The organism is Xylanibacter muris, from assembly GCF_013166605.1.
Lineage (GTDB): Bacteria > Bacteroidota > Bacteroidia > Bacteroidales > Bacteroidaceae > Prevotella > Prevotella muris.
The window spans coordinates 425,144-442,491 of record NZ_JABKKF010000001.1 but is presented as its reverse complement, the minus strand read 5'-3'; the positions used below and the strand labels follow the sequence as shown (position 1 = coordinate 442,491).

General features: G+C 45.7%; 10 protein-coding genes and 1 tRNA gene. 1 reads left to right on the top strand and 10 read right to left on the bottom strand.

Annotation, left to right across the window (positions count from 1 at the left end):
* Positions 1–10 precede the first annotated feature (10 nt).
* Positions 11–3,610: a T9SS type A sorting domain-containing protein gene (locus HPS56_RS01565; protein WP_172272764.1), complete on the bottom strand. Its 3,600-nt coding sequence runs from the start codon at positions 3,608–3,610 to the stop codon at positions 11–13.
* A gap of 468 nt (positions 3,611–4,078) precedes the next feature.
* Positions 4,079–5,188, bottom strand: a complete 1,110-nt coding sequence (locus HPS56_RS01560) for a glycoside hydrolase family 43 protein (RefSeq protein ID WP_253952364.1) — start codon at positions 5,186–5,188, stop codon at positions 4,079–4,081.
* 352 nt (positions 5,189–5,540) lie between these two features.
* Here HPS56_RS01560 and HPS56_RS01555 point away from each other — a divergent pair, with 352 nt between their 5' ends.
* Positions 5,541–9,602: a hybrid sensor histidine kinase/response regulator transcription factor gene (locus tag HPS56_RS01555; RefSeq protein ID WP_172272760.1), complete on the top strand. Its 4,062-nt coding sequence runs from the start codon at positions 5,541–5,543 to the stop codon at positions 9,600–9,602.
* Positions 9,603–9,681: 79 nt separating this feature from the next.
* Here HPS56_RS01555 and HPS56_RS01550 read toward each other — a convergent pair.
* The 8 genes from HPS56_RS01550 to HPS56_RS01515 all read right to left on the bottom strand — a co-directional run bounded on the left by HPS56_RS01550 (position 9,682) and on the right by HPS56_RS01515 (position 17,158).
* A tRNA-Gln gene (locus HPS56_RS01550) sits at positions 9,682–9,752 on the bottom strand.
* 154 nt (positions 9,753–9,906) lie between these two features.
* Entirely contained in the window at positions 9,907–11,208 is a 1,302-nt protein-coding gene (gene tyrS, locus HPS56_RS01545) for a tyrosine--tRNA ligase (protein ID WP_172272758.1), read from the bottom strand.
* Positions 11,209–11,332: 124 nt separating this feature from the next.
* Entirely contained in the window at positions 11,333–11,575 is a 243-nt protein-coding gene (yidD, locus tag HPS56_RS01540) for a membrane protein insertion efficiency factor YidD (RefSeq protein WP_172272756.1), read from the bottom strand.
* Positions 11,576–11,579: 4 nt separating this feature from the next.
* Positions 11,580–12,020, bottom strand: coding sequence for a ribonuclease P protein component (rnpA, locus tag HPS56_RS01535; protein ID WP_172272754.1), 441 nt, complete (start codon positions 12,018–12,020; stop codon positions 11,580–11,582).
* Positions 12,021–12,041: 21 nt separating this feature from the next.
* Complete coding sequence (locus HPS56_RS01530; RefSeq protein WP_172272752.1) at positions 12,042–12,785, bottom strand: uroporphyrinogen-III synthase; 744 nt, start codon at positions 12,783–12,785, stop codon at positions 12,042–12,044.
* A gap of 7 nt (positions 12,786–12,792) precedes the next feature.
* Entirely contained in the window at positions 12,793–13,818 is a 1,026-nt protein-coding gene (locus tag HPS56_RS01525) for a DUF4271 domain-containing protein (protein ID WP_253952358.1), read from the bottom strand.
* Positions 13,818–15,074 carry a methionine adenosyltransferase gene (gene metK, locus HPS56_RS01520; protein WP_172272750.1) on the bottom strand — a complete coding sequence of 419 codons (1,257 nt, stop codon included), beginning with the start codon at positions 15,072–15,074 and terminating at the stop codon, positions 13,818–13,820. Before metK ends, HPS56_RS01525 begins: the two co-directional genes overlap by 1 nt.
* Positions 15,075–15,316: 242 nt before the next feature.
* Positions 15,317–17,158 (bottom strand): PKD domain-containing protein, encoded by a 1,842-nt coding sequence (locus HPS56_RS01515; protein WP_172272748.1) that lies wholly within the window; start codon positions 17,156–17,158, stop codon positions 15,317–15,319.
* Positions 17,159–17,348: the final 190 nt, after the last annotated feature.

Here is a 17,348-nt window from a genome sequence, read left to right as displayed (position 1 = left end):
TCATAAAGACTTAGTTTACGTTTACTTTCTTAATAGTTACACTTCCGTCTGCAGATGTAATCTTGACGATGTTCACACCCTTGATGAAGCTGTTCATCTTGATACCGTTCAAGTTGAATATCTCAACATTTGCGGGCTCTGTATTATTGCTTACGCCTTCAATGTCGACTGTAGGTACCTTAGTACTATTCTCACCGTAATATGTAAGTGTCCAGCCGTCCATGATCACCCAGTCTGAACCAACCTTCACATCCTTTCTGATACCGATAGTAAGCTTGTTATCGGTGACCTTCACGATAATTTCATTATTATAAGCATTGAGGTCTGTGAAATAAGATGTGGCAGAAACCATGTCATTAGGAACATACAATTCCGTACCGGAAATATTTGTAGTACCGGAAATACCCATATCTTCAAGCGCACCAGAAGCAAGCAGACATACAGGAACTAAAATTGAATCGCCTCCGGCTACTGTATAAAGGAATGCATTGCCGATAGTAGACTCTTTATAAGCTGCATAGTCGTTGTCTGTACTTCCAAAACGGTAGTATGCAGATACTGCAACCTTATATGTACCGTTTGGAAGACCTGTTATAGTCTGGTTGATATTGAAGATCTTCTCGTAGAACTCAAGAGCAAGAGCTGCCTTCTGAGTATCGTCATTACCAAAGTTATAACCTTCAGTTCCTTCCCATCCGGCAACAGAGTTAGCACCCTGACCGTCGTCGAAGCCCGGAGTCTTGATAAGTTTTGTCAGGTCTACAGGGTTATCATCGGAAGCGTTGGCCGCGTCTGCAGGAATAGCGAGCTTAATAAGCAGGGCATCAACTTTCTCAATAAGACCGGGCACATCCTCGTCCTCAAATGCTCCGGATGCAATACCGTCGGCAATCTCAAAGAACAGGGCTGACGCTTCTGCCTTAGTGGCCTCTGAAGCATCTGACAATATATATGCCGCATTGAGTTCCTCAGCCTTTGCACTCAGATTTGCAAAGAGAGCGGCAGATGCCTTCATAGCCTCGTCAGCAGCCAGCACATCGCACAAAGCCTGGAACATTGCCTTGCCGTCAGAGCCGTTCAAAGCCTCATTCGCAGCGGCAAGAACAGTATTCGCATTTGCAAGAACAGACTTGCCTACAGACTTACCTGCAGATATTGTAGTCTGAAGATCTGCAATAACATCGGAAAGAAGCGGTTTAACAACCTCTGCGTCAGTACCTCTGTACACCATCTTGAAGTTATCCCAAATAGCCCAGCTGTCGCCCTGCTGGTTGGTAGCACCCTTAACACCGATACGGAGAACGTCACCTGCATTGGCAACGACACCGAATGATGTGGCCTTATACATACCGTTGGCAAATGCGATACTACCGTTTGTCATATCGTTCGGATACCAATATGCTTCATCCGGATCTACAAACGGAGGATTATCCTTTGTCACTTCGTAAAGCTGTCCGTTCTCAACTTTCTCGTCGAACACGCTCTTGAAATGTGCATTCCTGTTATTCACATAAATGTTCACAGCATCATTCGGAGCTGTCTCATCCAAATATGCATTATATGCGTTAGCACCACGCATGTAACGATAGAATCCCTGAACGGATATTTCGTATACACCGACAGGAGCGCTGCTTACTTCCTGATATACATCAAAGTCTGCATTATTCCATGCCTCGAAGCACTGGTTTGTAGAAGAACCTCCGTAAGCAACAGCACCGCCGCTTGCTTTCTTTACAGTCCATCCTTTGTCCTTAACCTCAAAGTCTGCGTTTACAAGATACTTGTCTGTAACGTCTGTACCGGGAGTGATACCGTTCTTTATAGCAGCCTCTATCATGGCAAGCAACTTCTGTGTCTCTGCCTCGACCTCTTCTGTAGTAAGAGTAAGGGCAGCGAGAATGTCTTCACTTTCAAGATCCAGATAATCGGCAAGGTCATTCTTGTCCTGACCGATGATAGACTCATCGTTAGCAATCTTCTTACCCTTGACAATTGCTTCCTGATATTCTTTCCATGCGGCGATGTTGGCTTCTATTTTTGCTTCCTCTTCATTGATCTTTGCAATGGCTGCAAGGACCTCTGCCTTATTGGACGCTGTAACAAAACCCGAGATAACATTCTGATATGCCTCAACCATACCTACGGTAACAAGTACCTCATCAGAAAGAGCGGAATAGTCTTTGGCCGCATTCTTCACTTCTGTGAGCCACAGTGTATAGGCGTCTGCGCCATTACCATAATATTTCAGGCCCCAGTTATCGTACAGCACCCAGTTACCGGCAGGCTGGTCGCCATTCTTCTTATACATACCGATAGTCATTGTACCGTCTTCCGAAGCAAAGAACACCTTATTATTATAAAGACCGTCCATGAAGTAAGCTTCTGCAGTCTCCATATCGTTAGGTACATAATAAGTAACGCCTCCGTCTTCAACAGAACTTTCATTCATACCCTTTGGTTCGGTAAGAGCCTCGGAGAACGGGTTAACGACGTTTGCCAAAACCGTGTCGGTGCCATTGACAGCATAAAGTTTTGCATCATAACCGGTCATGTCCTTATAGTTCCTATAAGCATCAGCAGCCCATCCGGAGCGGTAGAATGCCTGAACACTAAGTGCATATACTCCCTTAGGAGCGGTTCCGATCTTCTGATAGGTGTCAAACTTCTTTTGATAGAACTCGGCATCAGTATGTGTCTGGAAGCCGGGTTTATCGCCACTCCAACCGTCATTATTATTGTTATCGTAACTTGGATTGACAATAAGAGCAGTCTTGTCAACAGGATTATCAGCCGTCACCGTGTTTTCCTCCGCAGAAGCCATGGCGTCCTTCACTGCCTGAATGGCGGCCTCAAGCTCTTCTTTGGTTGCACTCTCATTCAGATAAACAGCCTTTTGCGCGGCCACATCAACGCCTCCGGCCTCAGCTGCGTCGAGAAGGGCCTTGAGAATCTGAGCCACCTTATATATTTCCACTGCCTCCTTATATGCAGGCATAGCGGCCTCAAAAGCCTCTTTCTCTGTGGCAAACACCGCAGGGTCTACAAAATACCAGTCTGCATTAGCCTTGTCGAGAGCAAGGTTCCAGAACAGCCTTGTCTCATCGGGATTACCTTTCTGAGTGCCATAATAGGTGTCGGGAGTGTTACATACCGGATTAGCACTGCTGGCCGAGATGCGCCAGTTGTCGCCTACAGGAGTGATGGTCCAAAGTGTATCGGCCTGGCCGTTCCAGTCAACCCATGATGCACCGTCCTCTGCGGCCCATACCATCAGGATGGTGTTCACCAATACACCGCTGCCGTTTCTCTCGACAGAATCCTTAAGGACAACTGTCTTTCCGTCCCATGCGCCCTCGGCATCAAGATGCTTGCTCACAAACACCCTATAGCCGTTTTCGGAAACACTGGCACGTGTCTTCCAATCGTTTGCACCGCAAAAGAATCCGGAAGCCTTGTTAAAGAGCAGAAGCGACTTGTCGAACTGCAAGTCTGTCTTCGTAACCTGTGGGTACAAAGGCGGCTGACGCACACCGTCAACAATCTCTGCACCTGCGCTTAGCGAAGTCAACGTAAGCGCCGTTGCTAAAAGTAATTTTTTTCCAAAATACATAGATGTAGATTTTAGTTGTTATAAAAATTGTTGTTAATGTTCTAAAGTTAGTCTTCTATATAATAGGTGTAAATTAATACACATTCATTCTACATTTGTGAGACTGTCATTATCCGAAGACAAAAATCAGTCATATTGGGAGCAAGATTACATTCATCTTTTATCTATACCCTCCCGTCAATCATCTTTGGCATATAATCATGCCAAGATTCAGGTAATGAAAAGTTGATAATCATCATATATGTCATTATTATTACTTATTTTATTTGGCTTATCGCTATTTTTGTTTTTTGATTGCGAAATTATCAAGCAAAGACCTTTTTACAGGAAAATTATCATTATTTTATGGCGCATTATCATTATTTCAGGACATATTCCCGTGTTTTTAATGGGTTTTATATGTTATTCCACACACAAACATGAGCCATACAGACAATAAAGTGAGACAAATGTTATAGCAGACACCCCCTATTTGAATCCATATTCAACAGGTGTCCATTCATCCCTCCAACGCACAACCGGAAGACCGTGCTCAAACTCTATCGGCAACCATACGTAACGGGCATCGCTCGGATGCCCGGGCCTCCATATATCCGCCATAAAAACAAAACCGTCGCCCACAGGAAGCACATAAGTGCTTTGCCCGCCGAAAGTCTTGCCTGCTCCGGGACCCACACAGGGATTCGGATGTTGTGTCCAAGGACCAAGAATATTGTCCGCCGAGAACATACGGGCCTCATTGGGTTCCCATCCTGTGCATCCGGACGTTATCATCCAATACTTTCCATCTTTCCTGAAGATTGCCGGAGCCTCATTCATTCCGCCCGGAGCGACACGCACATAACGCCCTGTATGCGCAGTATAATCGGCAGTAAGCTCCGCCACATGAAGAGTAAGGTTATCCTCCGATGAGTAGATATGATATGCACAATCGTCACTGTCGACATATAACGTCATATCACGTGCCATCTGTCCTGCCGGATGTCCGTCATGGGCATGCATGTCACGCTTCAGAAAAAGACCGTTGACAATGGCTTCACGCCATGCCGGTGTCCACCATTCCTTATAATTGCCCGCATCAAGTGTATCTGCCGCAGCACGTGAGGCCTGCGACATGTCCGAAGGCCACAAACCGGGATTGACCCTACCCGACCGCAGAAACTTGAACGGCCCCACAGGCGTGTCGCTGACGGCCACTCCATAACGTGCCTCCGCATAACCGCGCCCCTTCAGTTCAAGATGAAACCACATGACAAACCGGCCGGTAACCTTATTATATATGACTTTAGGACGCTCAAGGATGCATCCGCGCTCAATATCATGTCCTTCTTCATCGACAACAGGAAGAGCCACCCCCTCATAAACCCAATCAACAAGATTCTTCGATGAATAGCACGTCACACCGACCATTGCCGATGAAGTAGTATCGGCCTTGTGCTCGCCATACCAATAATACGTTCCGTTATGGTTTATCACTCCTCCACCGTGCGCATTGATATGTATTCCACGGTTGTCTTTCCATATTTGTCCGGGCCTTATGGTCATATTCCCGACAGAAAAACACGGCAAGACAGCCATGAGCCACAACAATACAATAAATTCTCGCTTCATTGGTTTTAAGTTCATATTTTGTCAGTCTATCATTATATATCCATACAAGGGGAAAAGGCACAAAAGAACGTACCGATTTCCTGATTTCCATACACTCCCGGAAACAAACATATTGTTTGGAGGCACAAAAGTATTACAATGTAAACCGCCAAAAGTAAACTTATCGTTATTAATGTGAAACAAATCGTTAATTATAACGTATACCATATCCTTTCCGCTTATAAATAGTGAGTTCGGGACAAGAGCCTCAAAAAAAGGACTTATTTATTTTGTATTATATTTAATTATATTACCTTTGCAAATATCTATTACTTAAAATATGAGAAAATCATACATATATATTGCGCTGACAGTCCTGTTGCTCGCAGTGACAGCCACAGCGCACGGCACAAAACATCAGATAACATTACCAATACAGATCTCCGCATTCGATACAGACGAGGCCGGATGCGTGTTTCTCGACAATGACGGTATGATGTGGATTGGCTCATGTTCCGGACTTATCTCGTATGACGGTTACAACTTCCGTACATACAAGTCGGACGCCTATTCTCCAGGCATACTTCCGAACAATTACGTAATGTCGCTTACCGAAGACCACGACAACAATATATGGATCGGCACACGCGACGGCCTGGCAAAGATGAACAGGCGCAAAGGCACTTTCACCACCTACCACCTTCCCAAAAACAACCAGCGTATTATCTACACACTGTTCACATCAAGCAACGGCACAGTGTGGATAGGCACAGACGGCGGACTGACACGCTATGACAAACACAGCGACAGTTTCCACACATACCGCTACAACAAGGAATACAGTGTCAAATCAATAACCGAAGACAGCCACGGAACATTGTATATAGGCACATGGATTACCGGACTGCTACGATTAAGAAAGGGAAGCGACAGGATGGAGCAGTATCCTCAGACCAACAATATGAACTCCGCCTACAAGTTACTAATGGACAGCAAACAGCGGCTTTGGATAGGCACATGGGGATACGGCATAGAAATGCTGGAACATCCGGAAGACATATCTTCTCCCAAAGTGCACAGATTCAACAATGACAGATGCGACTTCAACACCATACACGATATCCTTGAAGACAAGACATCCGGCACAATATACACTTGCGGACGGGACGGTGTCAGCATCTATGACGAAAGGACCGACACGAAATTCATAAACAAAGACACGTATAAGTTTTGCAACAGCATGGCCACCGACGGTGCCGGACATATATACATAGGAACAATGAACGACGGTATCGTACCTATGTACGCAATGCCGCCAATGTATGATTCGTGGCAGTTGGAACCCCAAGGAAACAGAAATATAAGCCATATCGAGACAATATACACAGATGACGGAACAAAGCTATGGCTTGGACTAAACCCATACGGGATCGCACTACACGACAGGAATACCGGCAAGACCCTGTATGACAACGACATTCCCGGACTTAACGGAGACGGGGGCTTCAAGCAGATAGTAAAGGCCGGTATCTCATCCATAACAAAAACCGCCCAAGGCGACATTTGGATGGCAAGCCGGAGCTATGGAGTACTGACATACAGTAAAAACGGGAAAGCATATATAATGAACCACGACAACTCTCCCGGGTTTATCAAAGACGACTATGTGAACACTTTATACAGACAAAGCAACGGAAATGTATGGATAGGGCAACGTTCAGCCGTCAGCATAGCTTTTGCCAAAGGAGGAGGCATCGTACTGAAAATGAAAGACGGCACAGACGATTTCACAAACTGCGATGCAAGGGGAATCACCGAAGACAGCGACGGAAATATATGGATAGCAACGGAAAATGAAGGCATAATACGCGTAAGCGGCAACTCCGCGAAACCACAGGCCATGCAGTTCCGCCACTATCATCCTGAAAACGGACAGTTTGCCTCAGGTGAGGCACGGCAATGCTTCGAAGACTCCCGCAAACGTCTATGGGCCATATCAAACAGCGGTGGTCTGTTTCTGTATGACAGAAAGAATGACCGCTTTGAACCTAAAAACAGAGAATACCACATCGGTGAGGACGGAATCCGGACAATCAACGAGGACAACGAAGGAAACCTATGGCTGACAAACAACAATTCCATAATAAAATTGTCTTTCGACAACAACGGACATGCCAACAGGCCGGAGGTGGCCAGCTATGCCAACAACGACGGACTGGGACACCGGCTGTTCAATCCATACATGTGCTTCAAACACGACTCAATGCTGCTTTTTGGCTGTAAAAGCGGCATCGTGGCTTTCTCGCCCAAGAACCTGGCAGGATATGTAAGCAACTGGAAACCCAAACTGATTATATCGGACATAATCATAAACAACACCGCACTGGCACAACTGGACAGGAAATTAAGGGAAACCATCTCAACCGACATGCCGGTATTCACACGCAGAATAAACATACCGTCAACCGTTGGAAAATTCACGCTCGATTTCTCCCTGCTTACTTATTTTAATCAGGAACAGAACAAATACGCATACATATTGGACGGATATGACCAGGAATATAATTACTGCGACGCGCAACAGCACAGCGCACAATATGAGAACCTTCCATCCGGCACATACACATTCCGGCTGAAAGCGTCAGACAGTTTCGGACATTGGCAGCAACTTCCATACGGCATAACAATAAGAGTGATGCCGCCATGGTATATGACATGGTGGGCGTATACCATATATCTTATAATAATCGCAGGAGCCGTGTTCGCCGGCATAGAATGGTATAAAAGACATCTTAAGACGAAAAACCGCCTGCAGATGGCTGTCATATTCACAAACATAACGCATGAGCTTCTGACACCGCTCACTGTCATTGCGGCGGCAGTGGATGAAATGAAGGTGAAAGTTCCGCAACTCGGCAGTGACTACAGCCTGATACGCAACAACATTGACAGAATGACACGGCTGTTAAGACAGATATTGGAAATAAGAAAGTCACAGGCCGGACAACTCAAGCTGAAAGTGAGCAAAGGCAATCTGGCCGGATTCATAGCGAAGGAATGTGAAAACATCCGTCCCATGGCAAGTGCGCGCGGCCAGAAACTCATTGTAAACACAGAGAATGTACGGCAAAAAGAAGGATGGTTTGACATAGACAAAATAGACAAGATAATATATAACCTCATATCAAACGCTATAAAGTATAATAAAGAAAACGGGAACGTAACGGTCTCACTCACAATGGAGAAGAACGTTGCCGTATTGGAGGTAAGGGACGAAGGAATAGGCATACCGGAAGACAAGATGAAACACCTGTACAGCAGGTTCATCGACGGTGAATACAGGAGGAAGCACACAACTGGCACAGGCATAGGACTGTCGCTCACACACGATCTTGTAAAGCTCCACCATGGGAATATAAGCTGCCGGAGCATAGTAGAGCAAGGCACTGTATTTACAGTCAGGATTCCAACAGACAGAAAGTCATATTCGGAAGAGGAAATAGAAGAGATCAAGGATTACGATATCATCCGACAATGCATCACAGATATCAAGGAGGAAACACCTGAAAAGGAAACCCACACAAGCGGATTCTCACACAACACCGCCGAACATCATAAATACCGCGTTCTAATAGTGGAAGACAACGAGGAGCTGCTCGAACTGATGCAACGGTTGCTAAGTAAAAAATATAAGGTATATACGGCAAAGAACGGAAAGCAGGCATTGAACATAATATACCGTGAAGCGCTTGACATTGTTGTCTCAGACGTTATGATGCCTGTGATGGACGGTATGGAACTGACACGCGAGATAAAGAAAAGCAAGGATTTCGGACAGTTGCCGGTGATTCTGCTTACGGCTAAAATACAGGAGGAAGACCGCTATATGGTATATGAGACAGGAGCGGACGAATACATCACAAAACCATTCAGGCTGGACGAACTGCAGCTACGTGTGGACAATATCATATCAAACCGGATCAGAATAAAGGAAAAATTCGCATGCCATACAGACAGTGCCGTTAATGAGCAGCATTACAGTAATCCCGACAATGCATTCGTACAAAAAGCCATAGAATGCGTAAAAGCACACATCAACGACCCTGAATACGACAGGGAGACTTTCGCAAGCGACATGTGTGTAAGCTCATCAACATTATACAACAAGCTACGGGCAATTACCGGACATAATGTAACGGGATTCATAACAGACGTACGCCTAAAAGAGGCATGCCGCATAATCAGGCAGAATCCGAACATGACAATCACCGAGCTTTCAATGAAAGTGGGTTTCAACACTTCCAAATATTTTTCGAAATGCTTTAAGAAAGAGTTCGGTATGAGCATAAAGGAATTCACATGCAGCAAGACGGAAGAAATCAACGGACAACAGCCGGAATGAGAATGGATCGAACGGGAAATTGAAAAGGCTTCCTAAAAAAATACTGCACAACTTTTAAACGCCGTGCAGTATTTTCATGTTGGACCAACGGGACTCGAACCCATAATGACAGAACCAAAACCTGTAGTGTTACCATTACACCATGGTCCAATACCTGTAAATCGGGTGCAAAGTTAGTGCTTTTTTATGCCATTACCAAATTTTTCACCCGTTTTTTTATTTTCTGAATCAACGCAGGGTTTATTGAAGCAATCAACATGAACATCTATTCCGCCCGGATCTCACCAATTCCCCTGCCGAAGCCCTACCCCTTTACGATTATCAGATAATAATTCTTCTTGCCACGCTGAACAAGCAGGTATTTTCCGTCTATCAGGTCGTCCGGTGTGACAATACGGTCGAAAGCCGTGAGTTTCTCCTTATTAAGCGACACACCGCCACCCTGAACAAGCTTACGCATCTCGCCTTTACTTGAAAATACCGAAGCCGCCTGGGTAAATATCTCCACAGCCGGCTGTCCGAGCTGTTCCTTGGCCACCTCGAACTGCGGCACTCCCTCGAATATATCAAGCAATGTCTGCTCGTCAAGTTTCAAAAGACTCTCCTTGGTTGACTTTCCAAAAAGAATATTGCTGGCCTCTATGGCCGCATCGAGGTCTTCACGCGAATGCACCATCACCGTCACCTCTTCTGCCAGACGCTTTTGAAGTATACGGCGGCCCGGGTCAGCCTTATGCTCTTCCACAAGCGCGTCGATGGTCTCCTTGTCGAGGCTTGTGAAAATCTTTATATAACGCTCCGCGTCATCATCACTCACATTGAGCCAGAACTGATAGAACTTGTAAGGAGTTGTACGGTTACGGTCAAGCCATATATTTCCGCTCTCTGTCTTTCCGAACTTTTTGCCATCGGCCTTTGTTATAAGCGGACAAGTGAGAGCGTATGTCTCAACGTCATTACCCAGTGTACGGCGGATAAGCTCCGTACCGGTAGTCATATTTCCCCATTGGTCGTTACCTCCAAGCTGCAGTTTGCAGTTCTTGTTCTTATAAAGATACAGGAAATCGTATCCCTGCAACAACTGGTATGTAAATTCTGTGAATGAAAGTCCGTCACGTGCCGTACCGTTAAGGCGCTGCTGAACACTTTCCTTGGCCATCATATAGTTCACAGTGATATGCTTTCCTACCTCACGGGCAAAATCAAGGAATGTAAAGTCTTTCATCCAGTCATAGTTATTCACCATCTCCGCCTTATTAGGCTCTGTTCCGTCAAAGTCAAGAAATTTTGCCACCTGACTCTTTATGCACTCCTGATTGTGATACAGAGTCTTGTCATCAAGCAGATTACGCTCCTGACTCTTTCCTGACGGGTCGCCAATCATACCTGTTGCCCCACCGACAAGAATTATAGGCTTATGCCCGCAACGCTGCAAATGGCGCAACATCATAATTCCACATAAATGCCCTATATGCAACGAGTCTGCCGTAGGGTCTGTTCCAAGATATGCCGTAACCATCTCTTTTTGCAGCAATTCTTCCGTGCCAGGCATTATTTGCGCCAGCATTCCACGCCATTTGAGTTCCTCAACAAAATTCTTTATCATGATGATATAAATGTTTTAATTATTATCTTTACAAACAGGATTCTTATCTCTTTTACTTATAAGTTGAAATCAGAGCCATATCCAGAAACGGTTCCTGACATACCGGGAAACAGTCATGGACCTCTCATGGTACGGGATCATATCCGCTTCCTCCCCAAGGATGACAGCGCAGTATTCTTCTTATAGCCAGCACCAGCCCTTTCACAGGCCCGTGCTTTCTTATTGCCTGTCTGGCATATTCGGAACATGTGGGAGTAAAACGGCACGCAGGAGGAGTCAACGGTGATATATATTTCTGATAGAATAAAATCGGGAGACAAAGCAGCCACACAAAGAAACCGGATACAATTCTGATAAATGATTTCATAATATCACCCGTTATCTGTTTCTGCAATACGGCAATGCCTTGCCGCAAGTTTTTCCGATACACCTCGCAACAGGACTTCCATTCTGTCGTTAATCAGCCTGCTGTCGACAATACTGTCCGAGAGCCATATAAAAACAACCGGCAAAGACAAGCCCTCGATCCTCTTCACGGTATCTACAAGCGCATATTTATTCCGGCGGTAAGCTTCCCTTACCTGCCTCTTTACGCGATTACGGTCGACAGCCTTCTTAAAATGCCTTTTTGAAACACTTACCAACACCTGTACAGGCTCGTCGCCTTCCTTACGCTCCTTTTCCATATATACAATACGGAGCGGGAAAGCAACCTTTGAGCGGCTGCACCCACCCTGAAAAAGAGTCTCTATCAACTTGCGGCTGACAATACGCTCTTTCTTACAGAATGTCCGGTTCGATGGCTCTGACATTATATAATATTGATATTACTCCTAGAACTGCAGGAGATAATGCTGCAATGCGCTTGTCATGGAAGGATATTTCGGAGACGGAGCCTCAAGGTCAAGACGCAATCCGGCGTCTTTCACCGCCTTTGCCGTGGCAGGGCCGAATGTGGCTATCGCCACGTTTTCCTGATTGAAATCCGGGAAATTCTTTATAAGGGAATCAACACCGGAAGGACTGAAGAACACAAGCATGTCATAATCGAAATTCTCCACCTCCTCCGCCGTGAAGTCATTGCTGACTGTACGATACATCACACACTCGTCATGATTAAGCTTCTTTGAATCGAGCAGATTACATACACTGTCATTATGGACATCACTCATAGGCACCAGATATCTCTCACCCTTATGTTTTACCATCAAAGGCAACAGGTCGTCTATTTTTCCCGTGTTTCCGAAGAACACCTTGCGTTTGCGGTATTGAACATATTTCTGTATATAAAGTGCGATTGTCTCAGTAACACAAAAATATTTCAAATCCTCAGGAATGGCGACACGAAGCTCTTTTGCCAACATAAAGAAGTTGTCAATAGCATGACGTGAGGTAAATACGATAGCAGTATAATCAGGAATACTTATCTTCTGCTGACGGAATTCCTTGGAACTGATACCTTCCACCTTTATGAATGGACGGAAAACAAGTTCGACCCCAAATCTCTCTGCGATATCAAAATAAGGAGATTTCTCACTTGTCGGCCTTGGCTGAGATACTAAAATCTTCTTTATCATCGGTGTTCTAAAAATTTACATTTAAATAATTACCTATTGCCACCATAAAGCCAAATAACAAGGCTAATGGCACCATTTCAAGGGCACAAAAGTACAAAATTATCTGCAGAAAAAGAACCTTTTGCCTCAAAAAGATGATACAGCTCTTATAAAATGTCAATAATTTAACGAATATCAGCACAATTATGAAATATATCATAGTATACTGAACATCCAAGTCGAAATATATCTGTAACAGGACTATAGGGAACAACAGAATACCCTCAAAGGCTGTGAGAAACAGCCACGCCTTCACCCACTGTAAATTTATCTTACTATTGAAGAAGACAATGTTCACAAATGAATACAAAAGCCATTTCAACAGGAAATAGGCCGCCACACACACCAGATACACACCAATAAGCTGGTAATCCGATGACAGGACAAACGTCACGCCGATATATCTGAGAGTGAGGAAATACTGTATGACAGCAACTTGCAGACAGGTTTGCAAAAGCAATAAAACCTGGAAATGCACTTCGTTTGAAGTTTCCGTAGAAAACACCCGCTCTTTAGCCGGATAATACACAAAACTTTTAAACTGCCTTATTATGAAATTCCGTGAATGGCCGATAGACACCGACGCCAGAATGAAACATACAATAAGTATGATATTGAAAAAATTATCAGTACGCATTGTATATGGCACAGGATCTCCCGCCACACCGGATCTGTCACTCTTCACTTCCGGATGCAGCATAGGGCTTTCCGAAAAGAATGTCTCCTTATAATACAACGGAAGCCTTACATCCTTTATGCTCTTACCGGGCTTATGTCCCGGAAGATGAAGAGTGTCTGGCCGAGAGCTGTATCTTATCTCTTTGGGCTTGAACACAGCCTGAATGGCCGAGTCCTGCTGCGCAGGAGTGGCATCCCGCGGCAACATGCGCAACACCTCATAAGGATGCCGCGGCTTTGAAGCCACCGGTGCCGCCTGTTCCGGAACCGTTACCTGCTCCATGACAGCTGTGTCCTGCCGCAATGTAATGTCCATTATATACCAAACGCCTGCCTTATATCATCAACACGGTCTAATTTTTCCCATGTGAAAAGCTCCACTTCCATTATCTTTGTCTCATGATAATGGCTTGTGAATGTCTTTTTCACTGTTTCCGGCTGACGGCCCATGTGGCCATAAGCGGCTGTTTCCGTATATATAGGCTGACGAAGCTTGAGGTCACGCTCGATTGCCTTCGGACGAAGATCAAACATCTCTCCTATCTTATCCGCAATCTCACCGTCGGTCATATTCACCTTGCCCCTGCCATAAGTGTTCACATAAATATTCATTGGTCTTGCCACACCGATGGCATAGCTTATCTGGACAAGCATTTCGTCCGCCACTCCGGCGGCAACCATGTTCTTTGCTATATGGCGGGCCGCGTATGCGGCAGAACGGTCAACCTTGGAAGAATCCTTGCCGCTGAACGCCCCGCCTCCGTGAGCGCCCTTGCCTCCATACGTATCCACAATAATCTTACGTCCGGTAAGTCCCGTATCTCCATGAGGACCTCCTATCACGAATTTGCCGGTAGGATTCACATAATATTTTATATCATCGCCAAACAAGTCAAGCACAGCCTTTGAATGTATGCGCTCCCTGACCTTTGGCATGAGTATATTTATCACATCTTCCCTTATTTTCGCCTGCATGGCCTCATCGGTATCAAACTCATCGTGCTGTGTCGACACCACAATGGTATCTATCCGCTCGGGAACTCCGTTGTCGCTATACTGAACGGTCACCTGGCTCTTGGAATCCGGCCGCAGATAGGTCATGACCTTTCCTTCCTTACGTATTTCAGCCAGAACGATCATTATCTGATGAGCCAGGTCAAGCGACACCGGCATATAGTTTTCCGTCTCATTGGTGGCATAGCCGAACATCATACCCTGGTCGCCGGCCCCCTGGTCGTCGTCCGTTCCGTTATCCACACCTCTGTTGATATCGTCGCTCTGCTCATGTATGGCGCTGAGAATACCGCATGAATTTCCGTCAAACTGATATTCCGCCTTGGTATATCCTATACGTTTTATTGTCCTGCGGGCTATTGTCTGCAAATCGATATACTGTTCGCTGTGCACTTCGCCCATTATCACTACCTGGCCTGTGGTAACGAATGTCTCGCATGCCACTCTTGCCTTTTCGTCATAGGCCAGGAACTGGTCTAAGATGGCGTCTGAAATCTGGTCCGCCACTTTGTCGGGATGTCCTTCAGATACTGATTCTGAGGAAAAAAGGTATGACATAACTGTGAATATTTAATTAATCAAATTATTTTTTGGTCTGCAAAGATAATGTAAAAATCCCATTAAGCGAAAAGTTCTACCGAAAATATTTAATACCTGTCTCTGCTTCTGCAAATTACAGTGCCGGTTGCAAATGAGCCACATTTCATTTACAACCGGCACTTCCCTATCATAAAGCCATATACCACAATGGCGGAAGCAGTAAATGCCTGTGTTTCCGCCGTTGTGAGGTTACGGCAAACTTATCTCACCACAAACTTCTTTCCGCCACGGATGTATATGCCCGGAGCCGGAGCGCCTGCCACTTTCAGGCCCTGCAATGTATATATAGCATCATTGCGTCCTGTGACGCCATCATTACGGGGAGCGTCCATGGATGTGTCAATCTTGTCGTAAGTGATGACAGGAGTTATGCAAAGCGACACGGCCTCATCCACATTCTTATACCATGTGCTTCCACCGGTGGGATTACCCTGATCGTCCTGATTCTCCAACAAGTGCCATGTTGTACATACACTTCCGGCCTCACGGTGCACGAGGGCGATGGAAATGTCGTCTGTCTCGTATGTGCTCTCATCCGTATTATTCGGAATGCCCTCAACAACGATGAAGAAATCTCCGGTTATATCCACAGTCCTGTCAAGAACAACCCTTGTCGGCACGAAAGTCTGCTGGTCCACCTTTATATCTCCTGCCTTTATTGTTTTCGAACCGAGCACCGTACCCGGCGCACCGTCATCCCCGTCGGTCTTGCATATACTTACAGTAATATCCGCATCGGGAGAAACCGTTTTTCCCGAGAAGAAATAGATATCAAGACTGTCTATCGTGGCAGCCGCAAGAGGTTCCTTGTAATACTCGGCAAACGCCTGCATCCCAAGCCAGTTGGAACCGGCATAGTTGCCGTACCATCCCAATTTTATCTCCGCAAGCTCCTGGTTCTCCTCAGGAGCGATGTTCCATACGTATTGCGCCCCGCCGGCCTGAAGGCCATACTGATAGATATCGTTGGCGGAACCAGCCTCATTAATTGTGGTAAGCGCAAAGCTGTAAAGCCCTTTTTCCTTCCATTCAACGGTAGGATTCTGCACAGTGCTTTCAGACGGTGTTCCGCCAACGAACTGCCAGAACCACTCTGTGGGCGAACCCGTGGACTTGTCGGTAAACATAACCGGTGTGTTCGTAGGCACGAACAATGCCACAAACGGTGAAAGATAAGCGTCGGCAGGCATTCCGATAACCGCAGTAGGCTTTTGCGCATATACGGTCACATAGCCCTCACGCACGGCGACAGACGTAGACTTTCCGTCGCCCACGGTAAGCTTCACGCTATAAACGCCGGGCCTGTCATATTTCACAGACGGATTCCGCTCGCTTGAAGTCGCGGGATATCCGCCTTCAAATTCCCAATTCCAGGAACTGACATTACCCTCGGAATCATCCACGAAATTCACGGTCTCACCCTGGAATATAGTTATCTTGGCATTCTCAGACTTATCAACCGTAACCAACCGGAAGGCATCTATCAGTTCCGACTCTCCGTCCGAACCTTCATAGACAAACGAGAACCTGACTTTCTTACCGGCCAGATTACTGAGGTCGAAATCGAATTTCTTCCATTTCTCCTCATCATATCCCTCGTTCTGCGCCCACAGGAACTGGTTAAGCAACTCGGTCTTCTCACCGGTAGCCACATCCGTGGCATACAGCTTATATGCACCCCATATAAGGAAATTGGGAGAAAAATAATTATAGTATTCCAGCCTTGTATCCGGCTTTATCTCCAATGCCGGTGATGTGGCTGTCTCGTACTGGTTCTCTTTAGAGTAGTCAAGCACCAACGACATCTTGTTTGAGGGGTCTACGGTGTTGAACGTGATCCTTCCAAGCCCCGGTGCCAGCCCCCACGTGGCAGAACTGTTGGTACTTACGATGCTCCAATCCGAGAATTCCGCCTCGCTGTCGAAATTCTGGGTGTAATATGCAGAATATGAGTTTTCCGCAAGGAATAAGGCCCTAAGTTCCTGGGCCTGCACTACCGCCGCAAGCCAAAGTCCGATAAACGCAAGTAGAGTTTTTTTCATAAAACAAAATATTAAATCATTATAAACTATGTGATGGATATCCGTATTATTGTTTGATTTCATCCGACAGCATACCACTGCAAGCCATTGGAAACCGCACGGTCGGCAAATCATTTGCCGCAACTTCTCTAATAACCCGTCAAATATATATTCTTCAAATGGTTGTGTAGAACCGTTTGGAAACACATAA

Excerpts from the sequence above, each read along its gene's own strand:
- metK (WP_172272750.1), bottom strand. The coding sequence starts at position 15,074 with ATGTCATACCTTTTTTCCTCAGAATCAGTATCTGAAGGACATCCCGAC.
- HPS56_RS01530 (WP_172272752.1), bottom strand. The coding sequence starts at position 12,785 with ATGATAAAGAAGATTTTAGTATCTCAGCCAAGGCCGACAAGTGAGAAA.
- HPS56_RS01560 (WP_253952364.1), bottom strand. The coding sequence starts at position 5,188 with ATGGCTGTCTTGCCGTGTTTTTCTGTCGGGAATATGACCATAAGGCCC.
- HPS56_RS01555 (WP_172272760.1), top strand. The coding sequence starts at position 5,541 with ATGAGAAAATCATACATATATATTGCGCTGACAGTCCTGTTGCTCGCA.
- rnpA (WP_172272754.1), bottom strand. The coding sequence starts at position 12,020 with ATGTCAGAGCCATCGAACCGGACATTCTGTAAGAAAGAGCGTATTGTC.
- HPS56_RS01565 (WP_172272764.1), bottom strand. The coding sequence starts at position 3,610 with ATGTATTTTGGAAAAAAATTACTTTTAGCAACGGCGCTTACGTTGACT.
- yidD (WP_172272756.1), bottom strand. The coding sequence starts at position 11,575 with ATGAAATCATTTATCAGAATTGTATCCGGTTTCTTTGTGTGGCTGCTT.
- HPS56_RS01525 (WP_253952358.1), bottom strand. The coding sequence starts at position 13,818 with ATGGACATTACATTGCGGCAGGACACAGCTGTCATGGAGCAGGTAACG.
- HPS56_RS01515 (WP_172272748.1), bottom strand. The coding sequence starts at position 17,158 with ATGAAAAAAACTCTACTTGCGTTTATCGGACTTTGGCTTGCGGCGGTA.
- tyrS (WP_172272758.1), bottom strand. The coding sequence starts at position 11,208 with ATGATAAAGAATTTTGTTGAGGAACTCAAATGGCGTGGAATGCTGGCG.